At 42.0% G+C, this 25,876-nt stretch carries 23 protein-coding genes; 12 read left to right on the top strand and 11 right to left on the bottom strand.

The genetic code is table 11. The features are described 5' to 3' along the window. Positions 1–127 precede the first annotated feature (127 nt). The 3 genes from ACIZ62_RS06185 to ACIZ62_RS06195 all read left to right on the top strand — a co-directional run bounded on the left by ACIZ62_RS06185 (position 128) and on the right by ACIZ62_RS06195 (position 1,606). Entirely contained in the window at positions 128–334 is a 207-nt protein-coding gene (locus tag ACIZ62_RS06185; protein ID WP_414151484.1) for a diguanylate cyclase, read from the top strand. Between the two features lie 289 nt (positions 335–623). Next, positions 624–1,400 (top strand): HD-GYP domain-containing protein, encoded by a 777-nt coding sequence (locus ACIZ62_RS06190; protein WP_414151485.1) that lies wholly within the window; start codon positions 624–626, stop codon positions 1,398–1,400. Then, positions 1,376–1,606, top strand: coding sequence for a FeoA family protein (locus ACIZ62_RS06195; protein WP_414151486.1), 231 nt, complete (start codon positions 1,376–1,378; stop codon positions 1,604–1,606). The genes ACIZ62_RS06190 and ACIZ62_RS06195 overlap by 25 nt, the downstream gene beginning before the upstream one ends. Here ACIZ62_RS06195 and ACIZ62_RS06200 read toward each other — a convergent pair. From ACIZ62_RS06200 to ACIZ62_RS06245, 10 genes are all read right to left on the bottom strand, one after another. Continuing rightward, the gene (locus ACIZ62_RS06200) at positions 1,603–3,204 is read right to left on the bottom strand and encodes a complex I subunit 5 family protein (protein WP_414151487.1); all 1,602 of its coding nucleotides are present in this window, start codon (positions 3,202–3,204) and stop codon (positions 1,603–1,605) included. The genes ACIZ62_RS06195 and ACIZ62_RS06200 overlap by 4 nt on opposite strands. After that, positions 3,197–3,550, bottom strand: a complete 354-nt coding sequence (locus ACIZ62_RS06205) for a sodium:proton antiporter (RefSeq protein ID WP_111887498.1) — start codon at positions 3,548–3,550, stop codon at positions 3,197–3,199. Before ACIZ62_RS06205 ends, ACIZ62_RS06200 begins: the two co-directional genes overlap by 8 nt. Continuing rightward, a complete protein-coding gene (locus ACIZ62_RS06210; protein ID WP_111887497.1) occupies positions 3,550–3,939 on the bottom strand; it encodes an MnhB domain-containing protein in 390 nt (129 codons plus the stop codon). Before ACIZ62_RS06210 ends, ACIZ62_RS06205 begins: the two co-directional genes overlap by 1 nt. Further along, positions 3,932–4,195, bottom strand: a complete 264-nt coding sequence (locus tag ACIZ62_RS06215; protein ID WP_414151488.1) for a hypothetical protein — start codon at positions 4,193–4,195, stop codon at positions 3,932–3,934. Before ACIZ62_RS06215 ends, ACIZ62_RS06210 begins: the two co-directional genes overlap by 8 nt. Continuing rightward, entirely contained in the window at positions 4,185–4,730 is a 546-nt protein-coding gene (locus tag ACIZ62_RS06220; RefSeq protein ID WP_322519923.1) for a DUF4040 domain-containing protein, read from the bottom strand. Before ACIZ62_RS06220 ends, ACIZ62_RS06215 begins: the two co-directional genes overlap by 11 nt. Beyond that, on the bottom strand, positions 4,727–5,029 hold the full coding sequence (gene mnhG / locus ACIZ62_RS06225; RefSeq protein WP_414151489.1) for a monovalent cation/H(+) antiporter subunit G: 303 nt from the start codon (positions 5,027–5,029) through the stop codon (positions 4,727–4,729). Before mnhG ends, ACIZ62_RS06220 begins: the two co-directional genes overlap by 4 nt. Continuing rightward, positions 5,022–5,288: a monovalent cation/H+ antiporter complex subunit F gene (locus tag ACIZ62_RS06230; protein ID WP_414151490.1), complete on the bottom strand. Its 267-nt coding sequence runs from the start codon at positions 5,286–5,288 to the stop codon at positions 5,022–5,024. The genes mnhG and ACIZ62_RS06230 overlap by 8 nt, the downstream gene beginning before the upstream one ends. After that, positions 5,285–5,776: a Na+/H+ antiporter subunit E gene (locus ACIZ62_RS06235; protein WP_414151491.1), complete on the bottom strand. Its 492-nt coding sequence runs from the start codon at positions 5,774–5,776 to the stop codon at positions 5,285–5,287. Before ACIZ62_RS06235 ends, ACIZ62_RS06230 begins: the two co-directional genes overlap by 4 nt. A gap of 170 nt (positions 5,777–5,946) precedes the next feature. Beyond that, complete coding sequence (locus ACIZ62_RS06240) at positions 5,947–8,805, bottom strand: methyl-accepting chemotaxis protein (RefSeq protein WP_414151492.1); 2,859 nt, start codon at positions 8,803–8,805, stop codon at positions 5,947–5,949. Positions 8,806–9,035: 230 nt separating this feature from the next. Continuing rightward, positions 9,036–12,056 (bottom strand): methyl-accepting chemotaxis protein, encoded by a 3,021-nt coding sequence (locus tag ACIZ62_RS06245; RefSeq protein WP_111887491.1) that lies wholly within the window; start codon positions 12,054–12,056, stop codon positions 9,036–9,038. A gap of 441 nt (positions 12,057–12,497) precedes the next feature. Here ACIZ62_RS06245 and ACIZ62_RS06250 point away from each other — a divergent pair, with 441 nt between their 5' ends. Together ACIZ62_RS06250 and ACIZ62_RS06255 are read left to right on the top strand one after the other, a co-directional pair. After that, positions 12,498–13,166 (top strand): PspA/IM30 family protein, encoded by a 669-nt coding sequence (locus ACIZ62_RS06250; protein WP_111887490.1) that lies wholly within the window; start codon positions 12,498–12,500, stop codon positions 13,164–13,166. 4 nt (positions 13,167–13,170) lie between these two features. Further along, positions 13,171–13,959 (top strand): GIDE domain-containing protein, encoded by a 789-nt coding sequence (locus tag ACIZ62_RS06255; RefSeq protein ID WP_322519928.1) that lies wholly within the window; start codon positions 13,171–13,173, stop codon positions 13,957–13,959. A gap of 89 nt (positions 13,960–14,048) precedes the next feature. Here the strand turns inward: ACIZ62_RS06255 and ACIZ62_RS06260 are convergent, their stop codons facing one another. Beyond that, positions 14,049–14,528, bottom strand: coding sequence for a YbaK/EbsC family protein (locus tag ACIZ62_RS06260; protein WP_111887488.1), 480 nt, complete (start codon positions 14,526–14,528; stop codon positions 14,049–14,051). 482 nt (positions 14,529–15,010) lie between these two features. On the opposite strand from ACIZ62_RS06260, the gene ACIZ62_RS06265 reads away from it, so the two are divergent. The 7 genes from ACIZ62_RS06265 (at position 15,011) to ACIZ62_RS06295 (ending at position 25,443) form a co-directional block, all read left to right on the top strand. Continuing rightward, the gene (locus ACIZ62_RS06265) at positions 15,011–17,005 is read left to right on the top strand and encodes a S8 family serine peptidase (RefSeq protein ID WP_322519929.1); all 1,995 of its coding nucleotides are present in this window, start codon (positions 15,011–15,013) and stop codon (positions 17,003–17,005) included. A gap of 255 nt (positions 17,006–17,260) precedes the next feature. Next, on the top strand, positions 17,261–18,133 hold the full coding sequence (locus ACIZ62_RS06270; protein WP_162624447.1) for a substrate-binding periplasmic protein: 873 nt from the start codon (positions 17,261–17,263) through the stop codon (positions 18,131–18,133). Beyond that, on the top strand, positions 18,130–20,532 hold the full coding sequence (locus tag ACIZ62_RS06275) for an EAL domain-containing protein (protein WP_322519930.1): 2,403 nt from the start codon (positions 18,130–18,132) through the stop codon (positions 20,530–20,532). Before ACIZ62_RS06270 ends, ACIZ62_RS06275 begins: the two co-directional genes overlap by 4 nt. Before the next feature lies 1 nt (position 20,533). Further along, the gene (locus ACIZ62_RS06280) at positions 20,534–22,339 is read left to right on the top strand and encodes a DUF4153 domain-containing protein (protein ID WP_414151493.1); all 1,806 of its coding nucleotides are present in this window, start codon (positions 20,534–20,536) and stop codon (positions 22,337–22,339) included. A gap of 511 nt (positions 22,340–22,850) precedes the next feature. Beyond that, positions 22,851–23,654: a methyltetrahydrofolate cobalamin methyltransferase gene (locus tag ACIZ62_RS06285; RefSeq protein WP_111887483.1), complete on the top strand. Its 804-nt coding sequence runs from the start codon at positions 22,851–22,853 to the stop codon at positions 23,652–23,654. Positions 23,655–23,777: 123 nt separating this feature from the next. After that, entirely contained in the window at positions 23,778–24,404 is a 627-nt protein-coding gene (locus tag ACIZ62_RS06290; protein WP_111887482.1) for a corrinoid protein, read from the top strand. Between the two features lie 61 nt (positions 24,405–24,465). Beyond that, positions 24,466–25,443, top strand: coding sequence for a uroporphyrinogen decarboxylase family protein (locus tag ACIZ62_RS06295; protein WP_111887481.1), 978 nt, complete (start codon positions 24,466–24,468; stop codon positions 25,441–25,443). Positions 25,444–25,876: the final 433 nt, after the last annotated feature.

Below are 25,876 nucleotides of genomic sequence, written 5' to 3' on the forward strand. Positions count from 1 at the left end.
CGCGATAAAACCACTTGATAAAAGAAAAACGAAGTGGTATACTAAAAAATAAAAGTTAGCACTGCCTAACAGAAGTTTTTAATTTGCAATTCGTTAATTTGATAAATGGAAGTAATGGGAGTTATTGATGGAGAAGATACAAAAGGATCAGGTCTTTTATCAGTCCCTCGAAGTCATTGTCGAAAAACATGCGCCAGTTATTCTGATACTCTTTGACATTGATGATTTCAAGGTAGTCAATGACGTCTATGGCCATCTTTTCGGTGATTATGTGATCCGGGAAGTTTCGCAAATTATCAAAAAACAGCTTCGTACCTCAGATATCGGGGCCTGATATGGCGGAAAAGAGTTTGCGGTGTTGCTACCGGTAACCTTTTGGACAGAAAATTGCCGAGTGGATTTGTACTTTTGCTGCAAAGTACCCTTTTGAATTTGATCATTAAAAAATGCGAATAACATTTTCAGCTGGGGTTTGTCATTCAACGGTAGCATTGAGTCGGGGTGAACAAACCATGTTGATTGATCGGGCCGTTGAACTCTTATACTGTTCAAAAAGAAATGGTAAGAACCGAGTTACCAGCGCTCAATTTAAATAAGGTCCGTCGCGAGGAAAGGATAGTTAGATGACAGAAAAAAAGGCATCCCGAGAGATCTGTGATTTTTCGAAATATTTAAACGAAGTGTATCAGCGATATTATGTAGTAGGCAATCAGGAAATCTTTACTGTAAAATTCCGGGCCTATCTGAAACAGTTGATAAAAAAACTCAATGAGGCATCGTTTGATGATCTGAAAAAGTATCGAAATGCAAACTGTCTCAGCAATTGCCTGCCGGGACATTCCATCCGATGCGCTTTGCTGGCCATGGGTATTGCTAAAGAGTTGGGTTTGCGCCAATCGGAGATCACAGAAATTGGGCTGGGGGCAATCCTTCATGATATTGGCAAGCTCTTTATTCCCAGAGAAATCCTGGACAAGCCCTGTAAACTCAGTGAAGTTGAATTTGACGTTATCAAAACACACTCAGAAATTGGGTTTCAGGTGCTCAAAAAGCAAAAATGGTTGCCCGTTTCAAGTGTTCAAATTGTTCATAATCATCACGAACGGCTTGATGGCAGTGGCTATCCCAATCACTTGGCAGGGGACGAGATCCATCGACACGAGCGTATTGTCGGAGTTGCCGACGTTTTTGATGCGATGACCAGCAAGCGTAATTATCGTGAGGCCTTGAGTTATGAATTTGCCTTCTTGGAAATAGTAAAAGAATCACCCCAGATGCTAGATGGGCATATTGTTTTAGTTTTAGGTGATCTCATCAAGAAACACAGCCACTCTCAAAGCGAATTAACTAAGCAAATAAAAATGAGGAGAGAATTATGCCATTATCCATGTGTAAAATAGGAAGTACAGTGATTGTGAAGGATTTAGATGTGGACGAAGCCTCACACAAGCGCCTTTATAGTATGGGGTTTATTAAGGGCGCGTTGATAAAAATTATCTCGGCCGAGCATCAGGGACCCATGACCATTGAGTTGTTAGGGAGTCAGCTGGCTTTGGGCTATGAGATCACCTCTTTAATTCAGGTTGTTACTTCAAAATATCATTAAAGTGTTATCTTTAAATAAATAACCATGAAAGCAAAAAATAGTGTAATCGAGAGGCAAATTTCATTAAAACCCAACTCAATGGCGTTAAGAACGGCCAGATAATTTTTTTTCTTGAATAAGCCATAGTAAATAACCAGTCCCAGGAATAAGGAACCCACGAACAAGAGCAGCTTTACCCCATGGGATAAGATTTCCACCGGGAAGTTGACCTCAAAGAGAATCGAAATCAGTTCACTACCAAAAATTCCGCCGAAAAAACAAAGCATACTTAAACCTAAAACCACTGCCTTCTCCAAAATATCGGAGTTGGCGGTTTCTTTTTTGCCCGACTCACCGAAAAGAAGCTGGCCATATTTGATAAAGACAATAATGGTTCCCAGGTTAATAAAAATCAGGCCATATTCGATCCAGGAACCGGAGGAACCCTCGGAGATCAAGTATTTAGAAATACTACCGTTAAAAAGTGGGGCCCCAACGATGCCTAAAATTGAAATGACAGTCGCCATTCCGACTGCCGGCATGAGATTAAACACCCCTTTAATCTCATCTAAATTTCTGGTTTTATATTCGGTAATAATCATCCCGGCGGTTAAAAAAAGAGTAGACTTGAAAACAGCATGATTCATAATATGATAGAGACCACCCCAATAGGCTTGGGGACTACCCATGTTGATACCGACCATGATCAAGCCAATTTGGGAAACGGTTGAATAAGCCAGGAGCAGTTTAATATCGGTTTGAGCAAAGGCTAACACAAAACCGACAATAGCAGTGATAAATCCAAGCACCATAAAAAGTTCAGAGGTGTTAATCAGCGGTGAAAAGGCTAACTGCAGGCGGATAAATAGGTAGACCCCTGTTTTAACATATAATCCGGATAGAATAGCAGAAACCTCAGATGGCGCACTGGGTGTGCCATGGGCCTTTGGCAGCCAGCTAAAAAGGGGCATTAAAGCAGCTTTTAAGCTAACCGCAGTAATCATAAAGGCATAAGGGAGAATCATACTATCGGGGTCCTTAACCTGGCTTAGAGCGGTTTCGAGCGCGTAGAAGTCAAGAACACCAATTTTTTTGTATAGCATCCCCAAACCCATCAAAAAAAATGACATCGCTACAACGTTAATCAAAAAATACATCATTCCATCATAAATAGAAAGGTTGGTCTTTTTATACATAATCAGAATGGTAATGATTAGGGTGGCGGCTTCAATGAGAACAAAAATATTAAACAAATCGTTCGAAAGAAAAATACCGATAATTAAGCTCTCAAGACTCAGAAAAAGAAAGAAAAACAGGTGGTCGGCATAGTGCTTGTTTTGAACAAAGGTTAGCATGGCTAAAAACAATAAACAGGTTAAAAGAGCCATGGCTGAGGCCAGAAGATCAGCTCTTAAGGTGATGCTAATCGTATCCGGCCAGCCACCAATGTTTTCTAGGATGGTACCATTTTTGCGAACCTCAATAAAAATCACGAAGACCAAAACCAGTAAGACGGCCTGAAATAAAACCATCAGTTTTTTTGCTGTTTTAAGGGGAAGCAACTTAACAACGGTTCCAAAAATAATCGGTAACAGAATAATCCAGTGTAAATTAATCATGGGGGGTCCTTTTTTTCATAATCTTTTGCCAGTTGCTGGACCCGTAACGATGATAAAGATGAATAAACATCGTTAAACCAGCAGCGGTAACACCAATACCAATGACAATATCGGTAATCATCAATGCCTGAGGGAGCGGATCTGCGACCTGCAGGGTCTGGGCAACATCGCCAATCGGGGGGGCGCTTCCTGGGGCAATATTGGTTGTAATAAAGTATAAAATAATGGCGACTTGCATGATACTGATAGACATAACCGATTTGATGATGTTTCTTCTGGCAATCAGGCCATAAACACCGACAAAAAAAAGGATAATGCTAATCGATTCTCCGTTAATGGCAATCATTAAATACCCCCTTCATAAAAGACAAATCTGAAAAAAACAATCGTAAAGCCGCTGCAGACCTTCAAACCGATTAGAAAATTCATGACGATAAGATAACACAGATTCATGAATTCCGAATGGTTGGAGGTCGTTGGAAATAGAAAAAGAACCGGGTACAGAATAATACAAACAAAAAGCGTCTTTTCTGCGGTTTTTAGAGTTTTAAGTCGGATACATCGATCCGGTTCTACCAGATAGCGACTGATAAAAACCGCAGCTAATACAGCACCGCCCTGAAATCCCCCGCCGGGACTGGCATGACCGTTTAAAATAATGTAAAATCCAAATAACAAAATAAAGGGGTATAAAAGCCCGGTCATACGAGAAATAATTTCAGAATGGTCAGTCATCGGTTCGCCTCCAGGAAAGAGTAATAACAGCCGAAACACTGACTAAAAGAATCAGGGTTTCAAAAATACTGTCAAATACCCGGTAATTGAGGTAGATTGCGGCGACAGCATTTTGGGCATGGGTGTCCGTGATAAAATGTTCAAGATAAAAATCTGCAATGAGTGGCTCAGCGATCAAAGGTGCATCAAAATTAAGATAAAGAATCAGTGCGGTAAGCGATAGGGTAAAGATCATTGTGATAATTCTACGATTCATTATCGGCTCCTTCCTCACAACGAGTCAAGTGTATATTTAAGTCGCCATGGTTTGATAGTAAATAGTCTTCCAATGCATCGATCTGGTAATCTTCGGCACAGCCATAAATCCAAATATCGTCGTCGGTGTGATGAATGGCCAGGTCAAACTTTTCCTGGGCGAGGATGGTTTCAATGGGTTCGCGGGAATAAATAATCTGCGGTTCCATTTCCCGTTTAATTAAAAAGGTCTCCAGATTATATAAAAATGGGGATTTGCTTTTTACCAGTCGAATATCCTGGAAATGTGAGTCATTTGTGTAATAAATGGAAAAGACTTTATATTTTCTCAGCGCTACCAGATATAAAACCGTGGTGATCGTGCTGCCAATGATCGCTTCAGCAATGGCCACATCCGGAGCACCGTAAAGCAGATAGACAAAGGAACTGATTAGCGAAAAAACGCCCAAATAGACAACGGCCCGTCTTAGTTTTTTTGTGTTGAGGGCGATAATTGCCATAATAACCAAAGCGATGAGAAAGATGTTTTCGGTCATGGCCCGGTCTCCTGATCAATGGTATAACCACTTAAAAAAGCCGATCGGGCAATGGCGTGGGTGGATAATGGGTTTGTGATCATCACCAGCAACGTTATCAGCAGTATTTTCATGGCAGCAAAACTGATCCCGGATAAAATGGTAAAAGCAATCATGGCAGTCAGAAAGCCAACGGTTTCGATTTTAGATGAAATAAGGATTCGCGAATAAAAATCCTTAAACCGAAACAGACCGATGACGCCAAAAGCCATAAAAAGAAGGGCGATAATCATGAGTAGATTGGCGAATAAATCAATCATGAGAGGTCTCCTTTTTTTCGACAAATCGGGCAATGAGTACTGTGCCGATAAAGCCAAGTAGGGCATAAACCAGTGCGACATCAAGCAAGTAGGGCTGATTGGTAATAAGGGATAGAATAATGATCGACATAATGATTTTTGCTGAAATGGCATTCAGGCCCAAAAGGCGATCCCAAATGGTAGGTCCTAGAATAACTCGAACAAGAACTAGGGCAATATAGATGGCAATGACAAATAGGGTGGCTTCTAAAAAGGTCATGATTCCAAACTCCTTAAGATCATTTCGTAGGGAGAACAGGTTTTACCTTCAGTGATATCCGTGAAGGTATTTTCATCCTGAAAAGCCAGAATTTGAAGCAGTCGGCCATTCTTTCCGATTGTAACCGTCCCGGGAGTCAGGGTGATGGCATTGGCTAATAAGCAAATAGCCAGGTCATCACGGATACATGTTTCATATTCAATAATTTTAACGGCATCCTGACCTCTTATGATTTTTAAAATAGCGGAAAAGCCGGATCGATATATCTGGATGAATAAATACGTAGTGTAATGAAAGAGTATAGCGGGTTTAATTGAATAAGCCTCGATATAATCGTTCTCCAGCAGATAGCGATTGGTGAATAAAACCGAAACGACTGAAAAAAAAAGGCCGATCAGGATTTGAGAAAAGTCCAGACTTTCATTAAAAATAAGCCAGATGCCAGTAAAAATAAAAATAAGTATAATGAAATGCCTTAGTTTTTTCATAGTGCTCCTTCCTTGCTTTTAGAATAACCATTTAAGTAGACTTCATTATAATCAAGACGACAACCGGATGTCAATGAGTTTAGACAATTATACGGTGATCACTAAAATATAAATGATTAGACCGATAAAAAGAGGCCGGGATCAGGAATCCGGGCCTCAAAAATATACGACTAATACTTGTCCATATCATCCAGTATGATGCTTGGTTCAGGCAGCGGTTTCTCAACTTTTTTTATGGGTTGTGTCGCTGGTATTGGTATTTGCTCTGACGAGTGCTTTGATTTTAGTTTAAAAGCATCCACCATGTGTTTTAACATTTCTGCCTGACCGGAAAGTTCTTCGCTGGCAGCGGCGCTTTCTTCGGCGGTGGCTGAATTCGTTTGAACAACCTGGGATACCTGCTCAATGCCCTGAGTGATCTGGGCGATTTCTGAAGCCTGATCATTGGAAGCCTGGGCGATGGTGCCGACTAAACCGGCGACCTTATCAATTTGATTTAAAATCTCTTTTAAGCTCTCGGCGGTATCATCAGCTATTTTTGTGCCGACACTAACCTTGTCAATGGAGCCTTCAATTAAACCGGTGGTTTCTTTGGCAGCTTCTGCACTTCTGGCGGCCAGGGTTCTTACTTCCTCAGCGACCACGGCAAAACCCTTGCCATGCTGACCAGCTCGGGCAGCTTCAACAGCGGCGTTGAGGGCCAGAATATTGGTTTGGAAGGCGATATCATCAATGACCTTGATAATTTTAGAGATATTATTTGAGGAGTCATTGATATCGCCCATGGCGCCAATCATGGTGGTCATTTGACGATTGCCTTTTTCGGCGTTGGAACGAACATTAACAGCCAATTCATTGGCTTCGTTAGCATTCATGGCGTTGCGTTTGGTTTCGGCAGCCACCTCTTCAATGGAAGCGGTCAATTCCTGGATAGCGCTGGCCTGTTCAGTGGTGCCCTGGGATAAGGCCTGTCCGCCGTCAGAGATCTGTTTGGCACCCATATCCACCTGGCCAGCGGCCATATTGATTTCGGTCATGGTATTGCTGAGGTTGCCGGTAATATCATTAAGTGCTGTTTTAATAGCCTGGAAATCGCCCAGATAATCGGTTGTGATCTGTTGATCGAGATTGCCCCGTCCCATTTCTTCAAGGGTATGGGTGATTTCATCGACATATCGTTTTAAGAAGGCGATTGTCTGGTTCATATTGTCTTTAATAAGGGTATAATCACCGTTGTAGCTCCCTGTCATACTGGTGTTAAGATTGCCCTCCGCCAGTTCTTTTAAGGTTTCCGAAGCTTCCTGAACTGGTTTGACAACGGCATCCAAGGTCGCATTAACACCATCCACTATTTGGGCAAAATTTCCCTGGTGACGGCTGGCATCGGCACGGGTATCCAAGCGGCCATCAATACCGGCCTCGGCCAGCATGGTCGCATCACTAATCAGATTATCAACTGAATTTTTAACATCGCCTAAGGTGCTGACAATTCCGTGGAATTGAGCACTGACTTCAGTTGTATATTCATCAGGTTCACCAATATTTAAATCAAAGTCTAAATCACCCGCTGAGAGACGAATCAGGTTGTTCCCCAGACGGGAAACTTCGGCCTTGGTATAATCGCTGATCCGGATAATTGGTGTTAGGTCCGTGACAACTTCAACGAAGCCAATATTTTCGCCTTTTTTATTTTTTAGGTAGGCGGTATCTTGTTTATTGCTTCGACCGACCCATTCAAAATAGCTGTCGTTTAAGCCTTGATCGACCAGACGTCGGATACCGCAGCCTTCGGTTCGGCAAATATTAGCATTGGCATTGTAGCAGTCCATGCCACAGGCCGAGGTGCGATCTTTGATAACCCCGTTGGCAATCATCAAATCTTCAAAGGGTTTGTTCATAAAGGTCCACTTCATATCGTTGTCGGTGACATGGAGGGGGAATGGTACTGCATCGATAATGGCTTCATACCAGACCATCTTATCAACAACGGTATCCAGGGTGCCGTTAACACCTTCAACAATTTCCTTAAAACCGCCCTGGAAGGCTGCTGAGTTACCACGGGTATCCCATTTTCCTTCAATGGCCGACTGCGCCAGCATGGTTGCTTCACGAATCAGGTCGCGAATGGTTTCGATGGTGAGTTTAAGGGCGGGAGCAAGTTCATCTTGAGCATCCTTCGGTTCCACATCGGTGCTCACATCACCTCTTGAAATCTGGTTCATAGTCCCAATGATGACATTTTGGATCTCATCGGAGAAGTCGTCCATGGACTCGGCCATCTCGCCGATTTCATCCTTCCGTTTCATATTAAGACGGAGGCTGAAATGTCCCAGACTCATTTCCTTGATCATGTGGTTGGCCTGTTGTAGGGGTTTGCTGATCATTGAACGGAGGACCAACCCGAAGATGATCGCAACACCGAAGGCTGCCAGGGTTACAATAATCATGGTGGTCGTGGCCGCGTCTTCCGTAGCCATATCGATTTCTTCGGTTTTCTGTGCTTCTTCTAATTTCATCGGTACCAGTTGATTAATGGTATCCATCACCACCGAAGCGGCAATTTCATAGGAACCGGTATCGGCCATCAGTGCGAAAGCTTCGGCATCCCGATTCTGGATAGCCAGCGCTTTTACCTTTTCAAATTCCTGAGCCAGAACCTTGCGAGATTCAACCAGATCGTCAAAGACCGCTTGCATCTCCGGATCGACGATTGTTTTCTCGAAAGCCGCTGCTGCCTCATCGATTTCGCCATTGCGGATGATGACCTTATCGGCATTGGACTGGATCAATTCGGGGCTGTTTTCAATGATCATATCCCGGACGATAACCCGCATTCGCTGGTAGGAGGTGGAAATCTGACCAACATCGGCAATTGGTACCGTCATCTTTTCGTAGAGTATACGATTGGAGTTTTGAAGATCCTGTAAATTAATAACGCCAACAACGCCAACTACCCCGGTGATCAGGGCGATAATAATGAAACTTAACATCAGTTTCACTCCGATTTTCATGTTTAAGATCCAGCGCATTTTTAATTCCCCCTTGAAATAGAATAAATTCCTCTTTGGCAAACTATTTACCCCAATAAAATACATAATAACAGAAAAATTAAATAACAATTATTTAAAATTTCAGACTGTTTAAAGCCCTCTGGTTTGCATCAGCGCATAAACCAGAGGGCTTTTATCGGGGGGATGAATTGAGGCGATTTTGTGGAGCGTCTGTGCTAAAAAGCAACGGTAGTAACTAACTGTGATACTTAGTACTTATCCGTTTCATCAAGAAGAATACGTGGCTCAGCAGGTGCTTGAGTTTCCTGGGCTTGCGGTTGTGAAACAGTGGCGGTGCTAATCGCGCTTTGGGTTACACCTTTTACTTTAAAGGCGCCCACCATTGCTTTTAGCATTTCGGCTTGACCAGAAAGTTCTTCACTGGCGGCGGCACTTTGCTCGGCAGTGGCTGAATTGGTCTGAACCACTTGAGAAACCTGTTCAATACCCAAGGTGATTTGGGCGATTTCCGAGGCCTGTTCATTGGATGCCTGGGCAATATCAGCAACGAGACCAGTCACTTTCTCAATCTGATTAAGAATTTCTTTGAGACTAAGTGCCGTTTCATCGACTATTTTTGTTCCCATACCGACATTCTCGATGGAGCCTTCAATGAGGCCGGTAGTCTCCTTGGCGGCTTCGGCACTTCTGGCAGCCAGACTTCTTACTTCTTCAGCGACCACAGCAAATCCTTTGCCATGTTGTCCGGCCCGGGCGGCCTCAACGGCGGCATTAAGGGCTAGAATGTTGGTCTGGAAGGCAATGTCATCAATCACCTTGATGATTCTGGAAATATCATTGGAAGATGTATTGATATCACTCATGGCGGTGATCATTTTTGTCATTTGAGTATTGCCAACTTCGGCATTGGTACGGACCTCAATGGTCCGCGTATTGGCTTCATTGGCGCGCATGGCATTCTTTTTCGTTTCACCGGCGACTTCTTCGATCGAGGCGGTCAGCTCCTCGATTGCGCTAGCCTGTTCAGTGGTGCCTTGGGCTAACGCCTGACCACCGCCGGAAATCTGTTGAGCACCGACCTCAACCTGACCGGCGGCCACATTAATCTCAGTCATGGTATGGCTAAGGTTGGTGTTAATGTCGTTAAGAGCAGTCTTGATGGCCTGAAAATCGCCCAGATAGTCGGTGGTGATTTCCTGACTTAGATTACTTCGACCCATTTCTTCAAGCGTACTGGTGATCTCACCTACGTATTGACTCAGGAAACTGATGGTTTGGTTTAAGGCATCTTTTATCTGGGCATGATCACCGCGGTAGTTACCTTCCATTTTGCTACGTAAATTTCCCTGAGACAATTGGGTCAGGATTGCCGAAGCTTCTTCAATAGGAGCAATGACTGCGTCCAGTGTTTGATTAAAGCCAGTGACAATTTTTCCGTATTCTCCGGGGAAGCCGGAGACATCACCACGATTGCTTAAATTTCCCTCAATGGCGATGCGGGCCATTTTTTCAGTTTCATCCACCAGATTAATGATGTTTTGAATCATGCCTACCAGAGCAGGAATCAGGGTATCGTTATCGCTGCGTTTGCCAATTTTGGTCAGTACTTCTAGATCGACCATATCGCCGTTGGCGATATGGGTTGAGATTTCAACAATGCGGGTTAAGCGAGTGTGAACATCATTGACTGATTCTGCAATATTGCCGTAAATCCCCAAATGATCGGTATTCATTTTTTCGGAATAATCATTAAGGCTCATTTTTTTAAGCACACGGCTACCTTCCTGCAAAGCCCCCAGACCGTAAATACAGGCATTGATGTTGTTCTTTAAGGTATTAAAATCACCATTGTAGGTGGCAGTTATTTTTTCCGGAATTTGACCTTTGCCAATACGAGAAACATAATCGGCAGCTACGTTAAGTGGACCGACTACAGCGTCGAGGGTGTGATTCACGCCAACAACAATATCTTTAAATCCGCCTTTGAACGCTTGTGTATCGCCCCGGGTGGAGAGTTCACCGGCAACGCCGGCCTGGGCTAGCATGGTGGCTTCGGCAATCAAGCCTCGGATTGATTCGATGGTTTTTTTAAGAGCTGGCTTAATTTCATCCTGATCATCACCGATTTCAATCGTGGCCGAAACATTGCCATCTGAAATCTGGTTCATTACTGCAATGACATCAGTTTGAAGGACATCGGCAAAATTATCCATCGCGATGGCCATTTCTCCGATTTCATCATTCGGTTCCATATTGAGACGATCGCTTAAATGACCCAGTCCCATTTCTTTAATCATATGGTTGACTTTTTTTATGGGATCGGTAATTCGTTTGGCAATAAAGTAGCAGAAAACAAGACTGATGGCTAAAACAACAATAGAAATAAGGATACTGCTAAAGATGGCGCCAGGTAGAGCAGCCAGAACCTCATCTGATTCTATAATCAGAACCACCGTCCAATCCATGCCTTCTACCTGCGAAGAAGCCATGTAATACTCCTGATTGTCAAGTGTATAGGTCGTAGCGATGGTATCTTGTTCCAGGCCGGTTCCTATGGCAGCCCCGAATGCTTTATACCTGGCATCTGTTTCTGCCAGGTTAATGGGATTCATCTGATTAACGACATTATCCCGGTCAGGATGAGAGATAGCTGTGCCGGTAGAATCTACAATATAAGTATAGCCAGTCTCGCCAAAGGTCATCGTGTCGGTAATGTCATTTAAAAACCAGGCATTGGCCACCGCCACCAGAACCCCGGTGACCGCACCATTTTCAAAAATCGGTACGGAGTAGGCCATGATCAGCGCCCCGTTATCATCAGGATTAACGCTGATAATCGGATTCATGGTACCTCTTTCTCCGGCGGCTGAAAGATGAAAATAATCCCGTTTGGTGATATCCACAATTTGGCCACGATCACCGTAACTGTCGGACAGGTAAAGGTTTCCATTGAGATCGGAAACACCAATGCGAAGGAAACGGTTAGAACTGTTGACGTCATTTTTTAGCATCGTCATTTTTTCATCAATTGCAATAGTACTGGCAAAAATTTTATCCCGGGAGGCAATTCCTTCAAGATAAATATAATTCTGTTCGTTGCGGCTGCTAATAATTTCAGCTGAATTTTGAGCCTGGGTTTTTAGCGATTTCTCGGCTTCAGTTACCACAGCATTGGTTAATGCATTAATGGAGACAAAGGTAAAGATTGCACAGACAACCAGAATCAGTCCGGAAAAATAAACCATCAGTTTTGTTCGAATGCTTTTCATATTCATGACCCCTTTTGTGTTAAAAATTATTCTAGTCTGATAAAATAAAATGATTGCGTTACGCAGTTAATACTTTTTTACAGGATAACCGCTTTTGCCAAAATAATCAATGGTGAATCCGGTTATGTAAATAGATTTTTTAAATCGGACGTTGTTAAGAATTGAATACCCGAAAAGGATGCTTTCATTCGTCTTTTTTAACAATTGGGATAAGAATTGTCATGATGAGATAATTGCATGACAATAGATAACTTGCAGGCAAGTTAAGTGCTATAAACGGTTGCTTGAAATTAAAAAAGAAATAGACTTATTTTCTCGGATTTGGTAAAATTAGCATACAGAAAAAGGCGATTTGATAAGTCACCGGGAATAACCGAAAATAATCAAATAGCCCGGCAGTTACTGCCCTGAAATAAAAAAACAAATAGCAGGAGGAAAAAAATGGCAATTTTTGAACGTCTCAGTGACTTGTTAAAGGCGAATGTTAATGACATACTGGACAAAGCGGAAGATCCGGAAAAAATGGTGAAACAGATTATCATTGACATGGAAGCGCAGGTTAACAGTGCAACCCAGGCATTGGGTGCCGCCATGGGCAGCGAAAAACAGGCATTAAAACAGCTTGAATCCGCAAAAGCTGCTTCAGAAGACTGGAGTAAAAAAGCGAAAACGGCATTATTAGCTGGCAATGAAGCATTAGCAAAAAAAGCGCTGGAACAAAAAACAAGTGTCGATGGTGATCTTGTTCAGTTTCAGGCCGCTTATGATTCAATGAGTTTGCAAGTCGGCCAATTAAAAGATCAAGTCCGTCAGTTAAAATCAAAGCTCGAAGAAGCCCGGATGAAACAGAACATGTTGATTGCCCGTTCAAAAATGGCTGATGCTCAAAAAAGTGTCAGCACCTCTTTAAACAGTACGGACAGTAAAAGTGCATTTACGAAACTGGACAAAATGGAACAGAAAGTAAATGCTAAAGAAGCAGAAGCCCAGGCGTTTACGGAAATGGCCGGAGAAGATAGTAGTCTTGAAGATGAGTTTGAAGCATTGGAAAAAACGGCGGCGGTTGATGATGAACTGGCCAAGCTTAAAGCAGAATTAGGAATAGAATAGTATCATGGCATTTATTATTGGAATACTGATTATGATTGCAGGGATTTGCTATGCTTTTTACGTTTTAAAAAAAAGCAAGGCAAAAGCTCAGGAAATTCAGTTTCAACAGACAACCTGCATTAAAGACGTTTTGGACATTGTCGGCGATTTATCCAGTTTGGATGAAAATTACCGGCATTACAGCGAGGTAAAGGGTCACCTTCACAGCGTATCAGGCGATGTGCAAGCACCTTTTTCCCAACGGCCGGTGGCCTATTACGAAAATGAAGTATTTTCCGTTAATGAAGAAACGAGAACTGAACGGGATGATAAGGGCAATACCAGAACCATTACAAATAAGGTGGAAAGTTCTTTATCGAGTGAAAAGAGTCCGGTCGAAGTTTATCTTTCGGACAGCAGTTCAGATGAAAAGGTTTATATTGATATGGCCAGCTTTGGTGGCGATGTGGATTTGATGCCAGGTTGCAACCGCATGGAGTCACCTGACTCTGGCTGGGTCAGAAACAACTTTAATTTAAGCTTTTCAAACCCCCGCGGTTCACGCTTCCTGGGTTATCGCTTTTTCGAAGAAATTCTCCCGGAAGATCAACCAATGTATATTCTGGGTGAAATTCATAAACGGGGAAGTCGGCTTTATGTGGGGCGATCGGTGACAACTAAAAAACCATCTCACGTGACCTATAAATCAGAAGAAGAATTGTTAGATGATATTAAAAATGAAAAATTTATCGCATTAGCTATTGCAATCGGCAGTGTCATCGCCGGAATAGCAGTGATGTTCCTATTTTCCTAAACCAAATTGGTTCGGGAAAGGGATAAAATTATTTAAGAAACCGCGGCGATTAATCACCGCGGTTTCTTAAGTACTAATGAAAAATCGGGTTAAACTTGGTGTTGCCAGTTTTTGCAAACATCCGACCACGCGACACTGTTTGAATATTTTTCCAGTTCTTCAATGGTCAACTCAATGACACTGTTGCTACTGCCACAGGCCGGAAAGACGGTATTAAATCGCTTAAGAGACTGATCCAGATAAACCGCTACATCATCATTGATGGCAAAGGGGCAGACGCCGCCGATGCTATGACCGACATAGTGATCGACTTCTTCCGGGGAGAGCATTTTAGCCTTGGTTTTAAAATGAGCCTTAAATTTAGCATTGTCAATTTTAGCGTCACCGGCGGCTACCACCAGCACGCATTTTTCGTTCAATTTAAAAGATAAGGTTTTGGCGATTCGTTCCGGCGCACATCCCAGCGCCTGAGCGGCCAGTTCTACTGTTGCCGATGAGGTTTCAAATTCCTGGATCCGAGAATCCAAATCCCATTGTTTAAAATAGGACCGTACTTTTTCAATTGCCATTTTGTTAAGCTCCTGTTCTGATTCGATTTATTAATCGAAATTAATTTATTACAATTTTATCATAGTTTATTTTGAAGAACAAATCGTAAATAAAGATCGTCTTAATAAAGTTGAAATACAAAAGCTGCAAAAAATAAAAAGGCAGTGATCCCGGATGGATGCACTGCCTTTTTTATATTAGGAATGAAAAGAAAAAGGGGAGATGTTTATCTCTTGTATAGATAATACCCTGCTAACCTTTAGCGAAGCTTGGAATTTAGTAAAACTTAAAAAAGGTTAAGCGTTTTGTAATGTGCATTAATCGATGAAAGCGATTTAATGAAAGCGATTGAAAAAAAAGTCACTTGCATGTATAATTTAACCATTATAAAATAAAACATGAAGAAAGATGAAAACCTGATCAAGAAAAAGTAGAAAAAAAGCGTTATTCGAAACTGAATGGCTTAAGATAAAAAAAAAGAAAGTGTAAGAGGTAGTTATTGATGAAATTTAAGAAGGCGATTATCTTCCTGTTAGCTATGGTTTTAATTGGAAGTTCGTTCCCGCTGGGCGTTATGGCAGAAGATCAATCCATGGTTATAAAGAGTCTTGATCAAGTAGCGGACCTGGATAGTGCTTCGCGTAACAGCGACCAGATTATTGTTATTTACAAAGAACAGGGGCATGTGGAAAATCTCTCTCTGACCACCAAAGACATTAAGGGGGGAGAAACCCTAAGTGAACAAGTGGATATTATAGCGGTTGCTGATTCGGCTAATACGGATGAGCTTTTGGCCAGACTATCTGAAAACCCCAATGTTCTGGTAGCGGAGAAAAATAGTTACATTCAGACTTCGGCTTTGCCCGATGATCCGGATTTATCTAAAGCCTGGCAGTTTGAACGAGTCGGTGCGGATGAGACCTGGAATAAGATAAGTAATTCAGAAACCGTGGTCGTGGCTGTTATTGATACCGGCCTTTATACCCAACATCCTGATATTTTAGCGAACGTGACTGCAGGCTATGACTATGTCGATGGAACGACCGATATGGTTGACCTATCCGGTCATGGTACACTGGTTGCGGGCTGTGTGGCGGCAGTGACTAATAATGGCATTGGTGTGGCGGGAATCGCCGGAGCGGCGAATATTAAGGTTGCTCCATACCGGGTTGGCGGTTTGTATGATGGGGACAAGAACCTCGATGTCGGTTATATTTGTGCCGCCTTGTATGAGGCGGCAGCACGGCCGGAGGTTAAAGTCATCAACATGAGTTTTGGCGGCTATATGGTTTCTGCTGCACTGCGGACAGCCGTGGAAAATGCTGTTAACGCTGGTAAGGTATTAGTGGCGGCGGCGGGTAATGAAGGGGCAAACCCCAATTACAGCGGCGAACTGGCGGTGCCAGCGTCATATAATAATGTTATCTCGGTGGGTGCAACCGACAAAACCAACAAGATTGCTTATTTTTCTCAACACAATAGTTTGGTTGATTTGTGTGCCCCTGGTCAAAAAATTTATTCCACAAATCACGATGGTGGTTACGAAGAAACCTCCGGTACTTCTTTTGCAAGCCCCATTACGGCCGGCGCCTGTGCAGTTTTAATGGCAGCGGATCACACGATGACCAGTACCCGGGTCGAAACGCTCCTTAAAGAAACCGCCCTGGACTTCGGTACAGAAGGAAGAGATGATTATTATGGTGATGGTATGATTCAGTTAGATGCTGCTCTTGCCAAGGTCACGCCTACAAATCCATTAAGTATTGATAGCTTTACAGTAGACAAGCCTACCGGGCAAACACTGGGAACGCTGCTCACCTTAAATGCTGCTGCCAGTGGAGGTGAAGGGGATTATCAATACGGATTTTATTATGATTTGAATGGAACAACCATCACGATTCAAGATTACAGCAGTATTAGCACGGCTGAATTTACACCAACACAACCGGGCATTTATACCCTATCAGCACAGGTGGTGGACGGCAAAGGTAATACCGTAAAAGAAACCATTGTCAATTATGTCATTAAAGAAAAGGCCGCACCTGTCATTGAATACCGAACTCATGTGCAAAATATGGGTTGGCAGAGCATAATGGCCGATGGTGCCGTTAGTGGAACCGAAGGGCAATCACTGAGACTGGAAGCCATTGAAGTCAATACTATCACAACGAACTATAATCTTGGGGTGAAGTATAAAACTCATGTACAAAACATTGGCTGGCAAAATTTTGTAGAAGACGGGGCTCTAAGCGGCACCGAAGGGCAGTCTCTTCGCTTGGAGGCTATTGAGGTCGAACTTACGGGTACAGATGCAGAGCTCTTTGACGTCTATTATCAGGTGCATGCTCAGAATGTCGGCTGGATGGGCTGGGCAAAAAATGGTCAACAGGCAGGAACAGCCGGTTATGGCTATCGACTGGAAGGGATTCGGATTGAGGTTGTTCCCAAGGGCAGTATCGCCCCTGGTTCAACAGACAGCCCGTTTATAACCAAGTGATTAAAAAACAATGATTTAAATAGACTGTTATTGTGCCAGACCGGCGTACGCCGGTCTGGTTTTGTTTATCAAAAAAAAGAAGTAAAAAAATAGCTATTTATCAAGGTTTGATAGGAGTTGTCTGAGATTTTACATTTATATCTGATATGAAAGGGTATAATATAGAATAAAACGAATTAGTGTAAGTACGGTATCAATCGTAATTGTGTCTAACCGTTTGATCGGGATACGACCTTATGATGTAGGAGAATGACGATGGCAAATGATCAGAAAATTCAAAAAGTTATATTAATTATGGTTTTACTAATTGTAGCAATTTGTCTTTGGGGATGTACGACCGAAAACAAACAGCAAGATCGCGTGGAATCAACAAATATCCGGCCTGAAAGTAGCGAAAACCTAAAAACAAAGCAGCTTATAATTGTTACCGGAGAATATGCACCCTATACATCAGAGCAGGCGGCCGGTTATGGGGCATTCACTCAGATTGTTGAGGCCGCTTTAAAAGAAAGCGGACTTGAGAGTGAAGTTGCTTTCTATCCTTGGGCCAGGGCATCGGAAATGGTTGAAAGTGGAGACGCCTGGGCTTCATTTCCCTATGGTTATGTAAATGAAATGGCTCAGATTTATGATTATTCTGAACCTGTTATTCAGGGACCCCACAAATTTTATTATCTTAAATCTAATGAAAAACTGGCCCAAGAAGGGGCTGATTTTAAAAGAATCAGTGACTTCACCAACTACACCTTTGGCGGAGCCAATGATTATTGGTATGGTGATAAAGCGGTAATTGAGAGCAGTGGGGTAAAAGTTGAGTGGGCCAATGATGTCGATGCGCTACTGAAAATGCTTTATGCTGGAAGAATTGACTTTCTCATTGAAGATTATCGCGTTGCTGAAGAAGCCATTGGCCGGCTTTTTCCAGATGACCGTGGAGCTTTCGCGACACTTCCCAATATAGCTTCTCAGCATGACTATTATCTGATTATTTCGAAGAACTATCCCAATTCACAGATGTATCGGGATAAGTTCAATACAGCCTTACAAACGTTGAAAAACAATGGCACCATTGACCGCATTTTAAGGGAAAATGGACTTGAAATAAATCAGTCGGAGGATTCTCGATGAAAGGTATTCAAACAAAAAAACTAAGCACCGCATTACTATTACCAATCATTGCGACTGTTTTTTCAGTGCTGATGGCACTAACAATCATTGATGCGGCGGCAGAAAAGCTTCATTTAACTGGGGAACTGAGTATTGAGGCAGAGCATATTTTAACCATTACGGCCGATGCGGCAGAAGATGCATTTTGGACTTATAATGAAGTCAGTCTTAATAAAATCGGAGAGACGTTGGCAAACTATCAGGCGGTGGCTTCGATAAAAATGATGGATGCTGATAATCAGCCCATCTTTGAAACCAGTAAGCGTACAAAACCCTATGATAACAAGTATCTTTATCCATCATTTACCCGGGAGATCATTAGAAACAATCAGAAAATTGGTGAAATACAACTGGTATTTACTACCTATTATTTAAATCAGGCAATAACTACTGCTATTTTTTTAGGTTTTATCCGAACCCTTTTTATTATTCTGATCATTGTTGCGCTGATTATATTTCGTTCCAAAAATCTCTCTGGATCGATTGATAAAATAGCAGATGGTGTCAAAGCGTTTTCCGAAGGCGATACAGAAACCCGAATCCAGGTAAAGGATAGTCATGAAATTAAAAATTTGGCAGATCGCATCAATAGATTGTTTGAAGACATTTTGGAATCCCGAACTAAATTGACTGAGAATTATGAAGAATTGGAGAAGCAGGAAGAAGCGCTGCGTATTTCCGAGGAACGTTACCGCTATGCCGTGGAAGGTTCCAACGATGCGATCTGGGATTGGGATTTGCAAAACTGTGAATACTATGTTTCTAAACGGGGTTTACAGATGATTGGGTTAATGGAGCATAACAGCATGAGCCTTGAATCATGGATGTGTTTTATTCATCCTCAGGATCGCGCCCATTTTGAAAATTATCTCCAAGGTTTCTATCAGAATAATTCTAATTTTGGTCAAATTGAATTTAGAGTAATTGGCAGTAAGGGTGAAACCCGGTGGTTATTTTGTCGGGGGAAGGGAATTTTTGACCAAAACAATAAATTGATGCGGGTATCCGGCTTTTATACGGATATCACTGACCGTATTAATGCCGAGGAAGCCATAAACAAACTTGCCTATTATGATGTGTTAACTGGACTGCCTAATCGGGCGATGCTTTTTGAGCACTCCAATCAATTACTTGTCGAGTCGGAACAAGCGGGTAAAAGTGGTGCTTTACTATACATCGATTTGGATAATTTCAAAGCTATCAATGATACCAGGGGACATGCCACTGGTGATCATGTACTGGTTGGCATCGCCAAAGAATTGGTGGAAGCGATTCATTATGATACCATTGCCAGAATTGCTGGTGACGAACTAATAGTCATTAATAAAGACTGTACAATGATGGAAGCAAGCAAGCTGGCCAATGAAATTATGAGAATTATCAGTAACCCCCGGAACATTGACGGGTTTGAATTTATTATTACTTGCAGTATCGGGATTACGATGTTTCCGGAGGATGGAACGGACATTAATAAGCTGCTCATGAATGCCGATTCGGCGATGTACCATGCGAAGGAACAGGGAAAAGATCAGTTTAAATTTTTCGAGCAAAGCGCCAATGAAATGATGGTTAAAAAGATTGAACTTCAGTATGAGATCAGACGAGGCATCAGAGACCGTGAATTTGTGCTGTATTATCAGCCTCAGATTGACTTTCTTACAGGCTTAATCTGTGGCGTGGAAGCATTGGTGAGGTGGCAGCATCCGACCCGGGGCTTGTTGCCACCATTTGAGTTTATTGAACTGGCAGAAGAATCCGGTCTGATTGTCCCGCTTGGTGAGCAGATTCTGACGGAGGCATGTCGTCAAAGCGTGATTTGGGAAAATGCCGGCTACAAAGATTTAACCATGGCGGTTAATTTCTCGGCTAAACAAATAAACAAAAAGGACATCGTCGAGGTGGTTTTTGGTATTTTGAGAAAAACCGGGATGAGACCGGAGTTATTGGATATCGAAATCACCGAAAGTATTGCCATGGAAAACCTGGAGAACACACTATCAATCATCAAAAAGATCAAAAATAAGGGGGTCAAGTTTTCTTTAGATGATTTCGGAACGGGTTATTCATCATTGAATTATCTTCATAAACTGCCCATTGATCACTTGAAAATTGATAAACAATTCGTCCAAAACATGAGACCGGGGAGTTTTGAAGAGGTGGTGATTAAGGCCACCATTGAAATCGCCCATAGCATGAACCTCGTTGTCGTGGCCGAGGGGGTTGAGACAAAAGAACAATTTGAGGCAATTTTAGCCTATAATGGAGATCGGGCTCAAGGGTATCTTTTTAGCAAACCGGTGCCCGCAAAAGAACTTGAAACCCTACTAAATAACGATCTAAAACCGATAGAAGGGAGCTAAAATGAAATTTATCGACAAGATCAAAGAAAAACTGAGTGGATTGGTTGAGGCATTGTCCCGATATCCCTTGACGGTTGCTTTTTTAATGGCAGCGGTGGTGATAAATGCGATGGCAATTCAGCAGGAAGTTGATTATACCAGATATTTATTGACATTTTTGATGGGAGCTTTTCTGGGAATTACCCTTCAGGGAGCATGGGAGCGTTTTTATGACAGGACTTCCGTTCGGATCGTAGCGATGGCTCTGTGTTTGACACTGACGCTGGGGTATTTTCTTATTGTCAGACAATATACCAGCATCAGTATGGAAATCGGGATCCGTTCATCGGTCGCTATTTTTGCAGTGTTTATCGCTTTTACCTGGATTCCGGTGATAAAAAGTGAGATTCGTTATAATCAGAGTTTTATGGCGACATTTAAAGCGCTCTTTAATGCGTTGCTTTTTTCAGGTGTGTTGTTTATCGGAATCACCCTGATTATTACTGCCATTGACCTGCTACTTTTTGACGTATCCGATAAAGCCTATTTACATAGCTTAAATTGTGTTGGGATGCTGTTTTTTCCTATTTATTTTCTCTCGCTGATTCCCATATATCCCGGTCTTTCAAATAAAAACCGACCACCAGAGAAAGTGGTCAATGACCGGGAAAAGTTGGTACGATCCTGCCAATGTCCGAAATTTCTGGAAGTTCTGGTTTCTTACATAGTGATCCCACTGTTGGCAGCATATACAATTATTCTGATTATTTATATCGTTGGGAACATCACAGGTGATTTTTGGAGTGACAACCGTCTGGAGTCGATGTTGGTAAGCTTTGCCATCGTGGTTATTTTTATTTATATTCTTGCCAGCAGCCTGGAAAACAAGGTGGCCGAATGGTTTTTAAAAATTTTCCCCAAAGTGCTGGTACCCATCGTATTGTTTCAGATTGTGGCTTCGGTATTGCAGATTCAGGAAGTTGGTTTGACTCATGGTCGTTACTATGCAATTCTTTTTGGAATTTTTGCTGCTGTTTCTGGTCTTTGGATGAGTTTTATGCCGGCCCGTAACAACGGGGTCATTGCGGCACTACTGATCGGTTTTTCGCTGTTTTCCATCATGCCACCAGTAGATGCCTTTACCATCAGCCGTGGGAATCAGGTCAATCGACTCACCAATACCCTGGTTGAAAACAAAATGCTGGAAAATGAACAGGTTAATCCCAACGGATCGGTGTCGGAAGAGGATAAAAAAATAATCTCCGATGCCGTCGATTATCTGGCTATGATGGCATATACAAAAGAAATATCCTATCTTGGTGAAAATTTTGATGTTTATGAGGACTTCTATAGTACCTTTGGGTTTTATCGATACGAAGACAATCAGTACCGCCAGAATTCTATATATTTGAGTTTGAATCAGCAATCACCCATTGATATTTCAGGCTACGAGACCTTTATGGTTCTGAATTACTATCAAAAAAAGGAAAAATGGGATCCCCTTATTGGTAACTTTGAGTCAGGAGGAAAAACCTATCGTTTGTCAAGAGAAAAAACAGCGGAACAGGGCGGGGCTCTGGTACTAGTGGATGAAACCGGCCAGGAGTTGATGCGGATTGACATGAAAGCAGTGTTTGATCATTTTACGACATCGCTTTCGGGTAATTATCAAACCAGCAAGGATAGTATGAATGCTGATGAGGCGAGTTTTACGATAGAAAATGATCAGGCTGCTATTTCACTGATAGCAACGTCTTTGGCTATCGAAAAAACTGAAGCAGGGACGATCAATAATGGTGACTTTTATGTGTTGATCACTATAAAATAGCGAAAAAAAGTGGGAGAAGTCCCGCTTTTTTTATTTGCCGATAATTTATCGTCTGAGTATTATGCAAAAAAGTAGTATAAACGAATATTAAATATAGATAATAAAGTAATAAAAATGCGTTACAATAACCTTTAAACAAATCGATCCACCTAAATTTGTAAAATATTAAATACATTTAAAAAAGTGATTGACGTCCCTTTACAACGATGCTATACTAAACTCAAGAAATTGACGATGTCGAACCAATAGTTTTATTATATCTAAAATGCAATAAAAAAAGAAAACGTTTTATAGTGATTAGTAGTCAACTAAAAGTTATTTAAAAACCTATATTGATACTTACGATCAATATAGTTGATATTTGAGTTCCGCTGTATTTTTATCGCGGAGAAGCTGAAAACTGCGTGAAGATTTTGTGGAATGATGATATTTCGTAAATAAAGACGTCGCAATTAGTTTGAGATCAGTTTAATAACTGTGAAAAATAGTGTTACCAGGAGGTAAGAGTAAAATGATTATTATCGGAGAAAAAATTAACGGTGCCATTCCGTCTACCGCAAAAGCCATTGCCGCAAAAGATGGAGAATTCATTAAGAATCTGGCCAAGATTCAAACCGAAGCCGGTGTGGATTACATTGATGTTTGCGCATCAGTTGATGATGACATCGAACTGGAAACCATGAAATGGTTAATTGATCTGGTTCAGGAAGTCACAGATACCCCCATCGCGGTGGACAGCCCCAATGTGTATACCTGTATTGAGTCCATGAAATACTGTAATAAACCCGGTTTATTTAACTCCGTTTCATTAGAAGGCGACAAAATTGACGCTGCTTTTAAAGCGATCGCTGATACTAAATGGGACTGTGTGGCACTGCTTAACAGTGACAAAGGGATTCCTAAAACAGCCAAAGACCGTCTGGATGTATTTGCCGATTTAATGGTTAAAGTTAAAGAATATGGCATTGATCCTTCCCGGATGCACATTGATCCATTAGTTGAAATGCTGTGTACCTCAGAAGACGGGATTGCCATGGTCGTCGAAGTGATTCGCAGTATTAAAGAACAATACCCGACCATTCATGTCACTGGCGCCGTCAGTAATATTTCCTTCAACCTGCCCGCCCGAAAAATGGTCAACATGGGCTTTACCGTCCTGGCTATGAACGCCGGTCTGGACAGTGCCATTCTTGACCCAACGAATGGTGACTTAATGGGCATTATCTTTGCCACCGAAGCTTTACTCGGCGAAGATGACTACTGCATGGAATACATTGGTGCTTATCGCGAAGGGATCTTCGGTCAGAAGAAATAGTTGGTCTTAATATAATGCACACTAATTTAATAATTCTGCTACAAATCCGGTCATCTGATCACACAATCGGTTGCCCGGTTATATATACCATTTAAAAATAAATGACTGAACAGGAGAAAAAAGATGTCAAAAATTGAAGAAGTAAAAGCAAAAGTAGAAATTGGTAAAACAAAACTGATTCCCGGATTAGTTCAGGAAGCCTTAGACGAAGGCAGTCCAGCAAGCGAAATCCTGCAAGCAATGGTTGATTCCATGAGCGTTGTTGGCGAAAAGTTCTCTTCCGGAGAAATCTTCGTTCCTGAAATGTTAATCGCTGCTAAAGCGATGGCTAAAGGCGTTGATGTGTTACGTCCACTGTTAGCCGGAGACACTTCCGCCTCCCTGGGCACCTGTATCATTGGAACCGTTGCCGGCGATTTACATGATATTGGCAAAAACCTGGTTTCGATGATGATCGAAAGCGCCGGATTCACTATGGTTGACCTGGGTGTTGATGTACCCGCAGAGCGCTTTGTAGAAGCGATTAAAGAAAACGAAAACGTCACCCTGGTTGCCTGTTCCGGTCTGTTAACGACAACCATGCCAGCACTTAAAGAAGCGGTCGAAACGATCAAAGCCAGCGGTCTGGATGTAAAAGTTATTGTTGGTGGCGCACCTGTAACCCCAGAATATGCAGCTGAAATCGGCGCTGACGGATTTGCTCCTGATGCTGGTAGCGCGGCTGTTAAAGCCAAAGAAATGGTTGCATAAAAATAAAGGTTGGAAAAACTCAAAAACTAACTTAGACGAATAAATCTTAAGGAGACCGAGAATGTTAACAAAAAGACAGAATTTAATGGAAACCATTAAGGGTGGCAATCCTGATCGGTTTGTAAATCAATACGAATTTATGAATTTGATCATGGAAGCACCATTGGGCGAAATGGCAGGGCCAGGTCAGACAATCGTTAATGGTTGGGGGATTACTTTTAGTTGGCCAGCTGATCAATTGGGTGGATTCCCGGTGCATGATGCGGAACATAAGGTATTAAAAGATATCACTGACTGGAAAAACCAAGTCAAGGCACCAGTTGTTGCCACGTCAGATGAAGCATGGGCCGCCGCTGTTGCGCATGCTAAAGCCGTAGATCGTAACGAAGAATTTGTAACTGCATTTGTGGCTCCCGGAGTTTTCGAAATGACCCATCATTTGATGAGCATGGAAGACGCCTTAATGGCTCTTTATGAAGAACCGGAAGACATGCATGACCTGATCGACTATCTGGTTGACTATGAACTGGCCTATGCAAAAGAATTGATTAACCGAATTCATCCGGATTGTATCTTTCATCATGACGACTGGGGTAGCCAACGTTCGTCTTTTGTTTCACCAGAAATGTTTGCAGAGTTCTTTTTGCCTGCCTATAAAAAAATCTATGGTTTCTATAAAGAAAACGGCGTTGAACTGATTGTTCACCATAGCGATTCTTATGGTGTCAACCTGGTTCCTTTCATGATCGACATGGGCATCGATATCTGGCAGGGTGTCATGACAACCAATAATGTGCCAGAACTGATAGAGAAATATGGCAAGCAGATCGCATTCATGGGTGCGATTGACAGCGGTGTTGTTGATTTTCCAGGATGGACACCAGAAATCGTGGCTGAATATACTGAAAAAGCGTGCAAAGAATGTGGAAAATTATACTTTATTCCTAACTTGACCCAAGGTTTAAACTTTAGTTCATTCCCGGGTGTTTATGAAGAAACAACAAAAGTTATTGATCAATTATCAAAAGAAATGTTTTAACACCAATAATCATAACAAAAAGACCGTTCCCGGCAGTTACCCAGTGGGTTTTGCCGGGATCGGTCTTTTTTGCTGATTGCATCAAGAAACGGTGCTATTTCTTGACAGTATCAATCAATAACAAGAGGGTGGTTTTGATAAAATCATTTTCTTTAATATCTAGAAATTTTAAATATGATTGACCTGAAAGCCCATACATATAGAAAAAACCTGTTAATGTTGGCCCTATCATTCAAGAGTACAACGAATCCAGTGTATCGTAATGTATTAATTGTCTTAGTCGTCGCTCGGGCACTATTTGACTTGATCGAGAATACGTTGTTAATGGTACTAATCAACAATTATCCTCAGCAAAATATATTTATGGCAACGGTTTGCTCATGGTCTACTACCATAAAGTTTGTTTTCTTGTTTTTATGGGTTGGAATGCTAC

Origin of the sequence: Acetobacterium carbinolicum (assembly GCF_047456275.1) — a bacterium.
Taxonomy (GTDB): domain Bacteria; phylum Bacillota; class Clostridia; order Eubacteriales; family Eubacteriaceae; genus Acetobacterium; species Acetobacterium carbinolicum.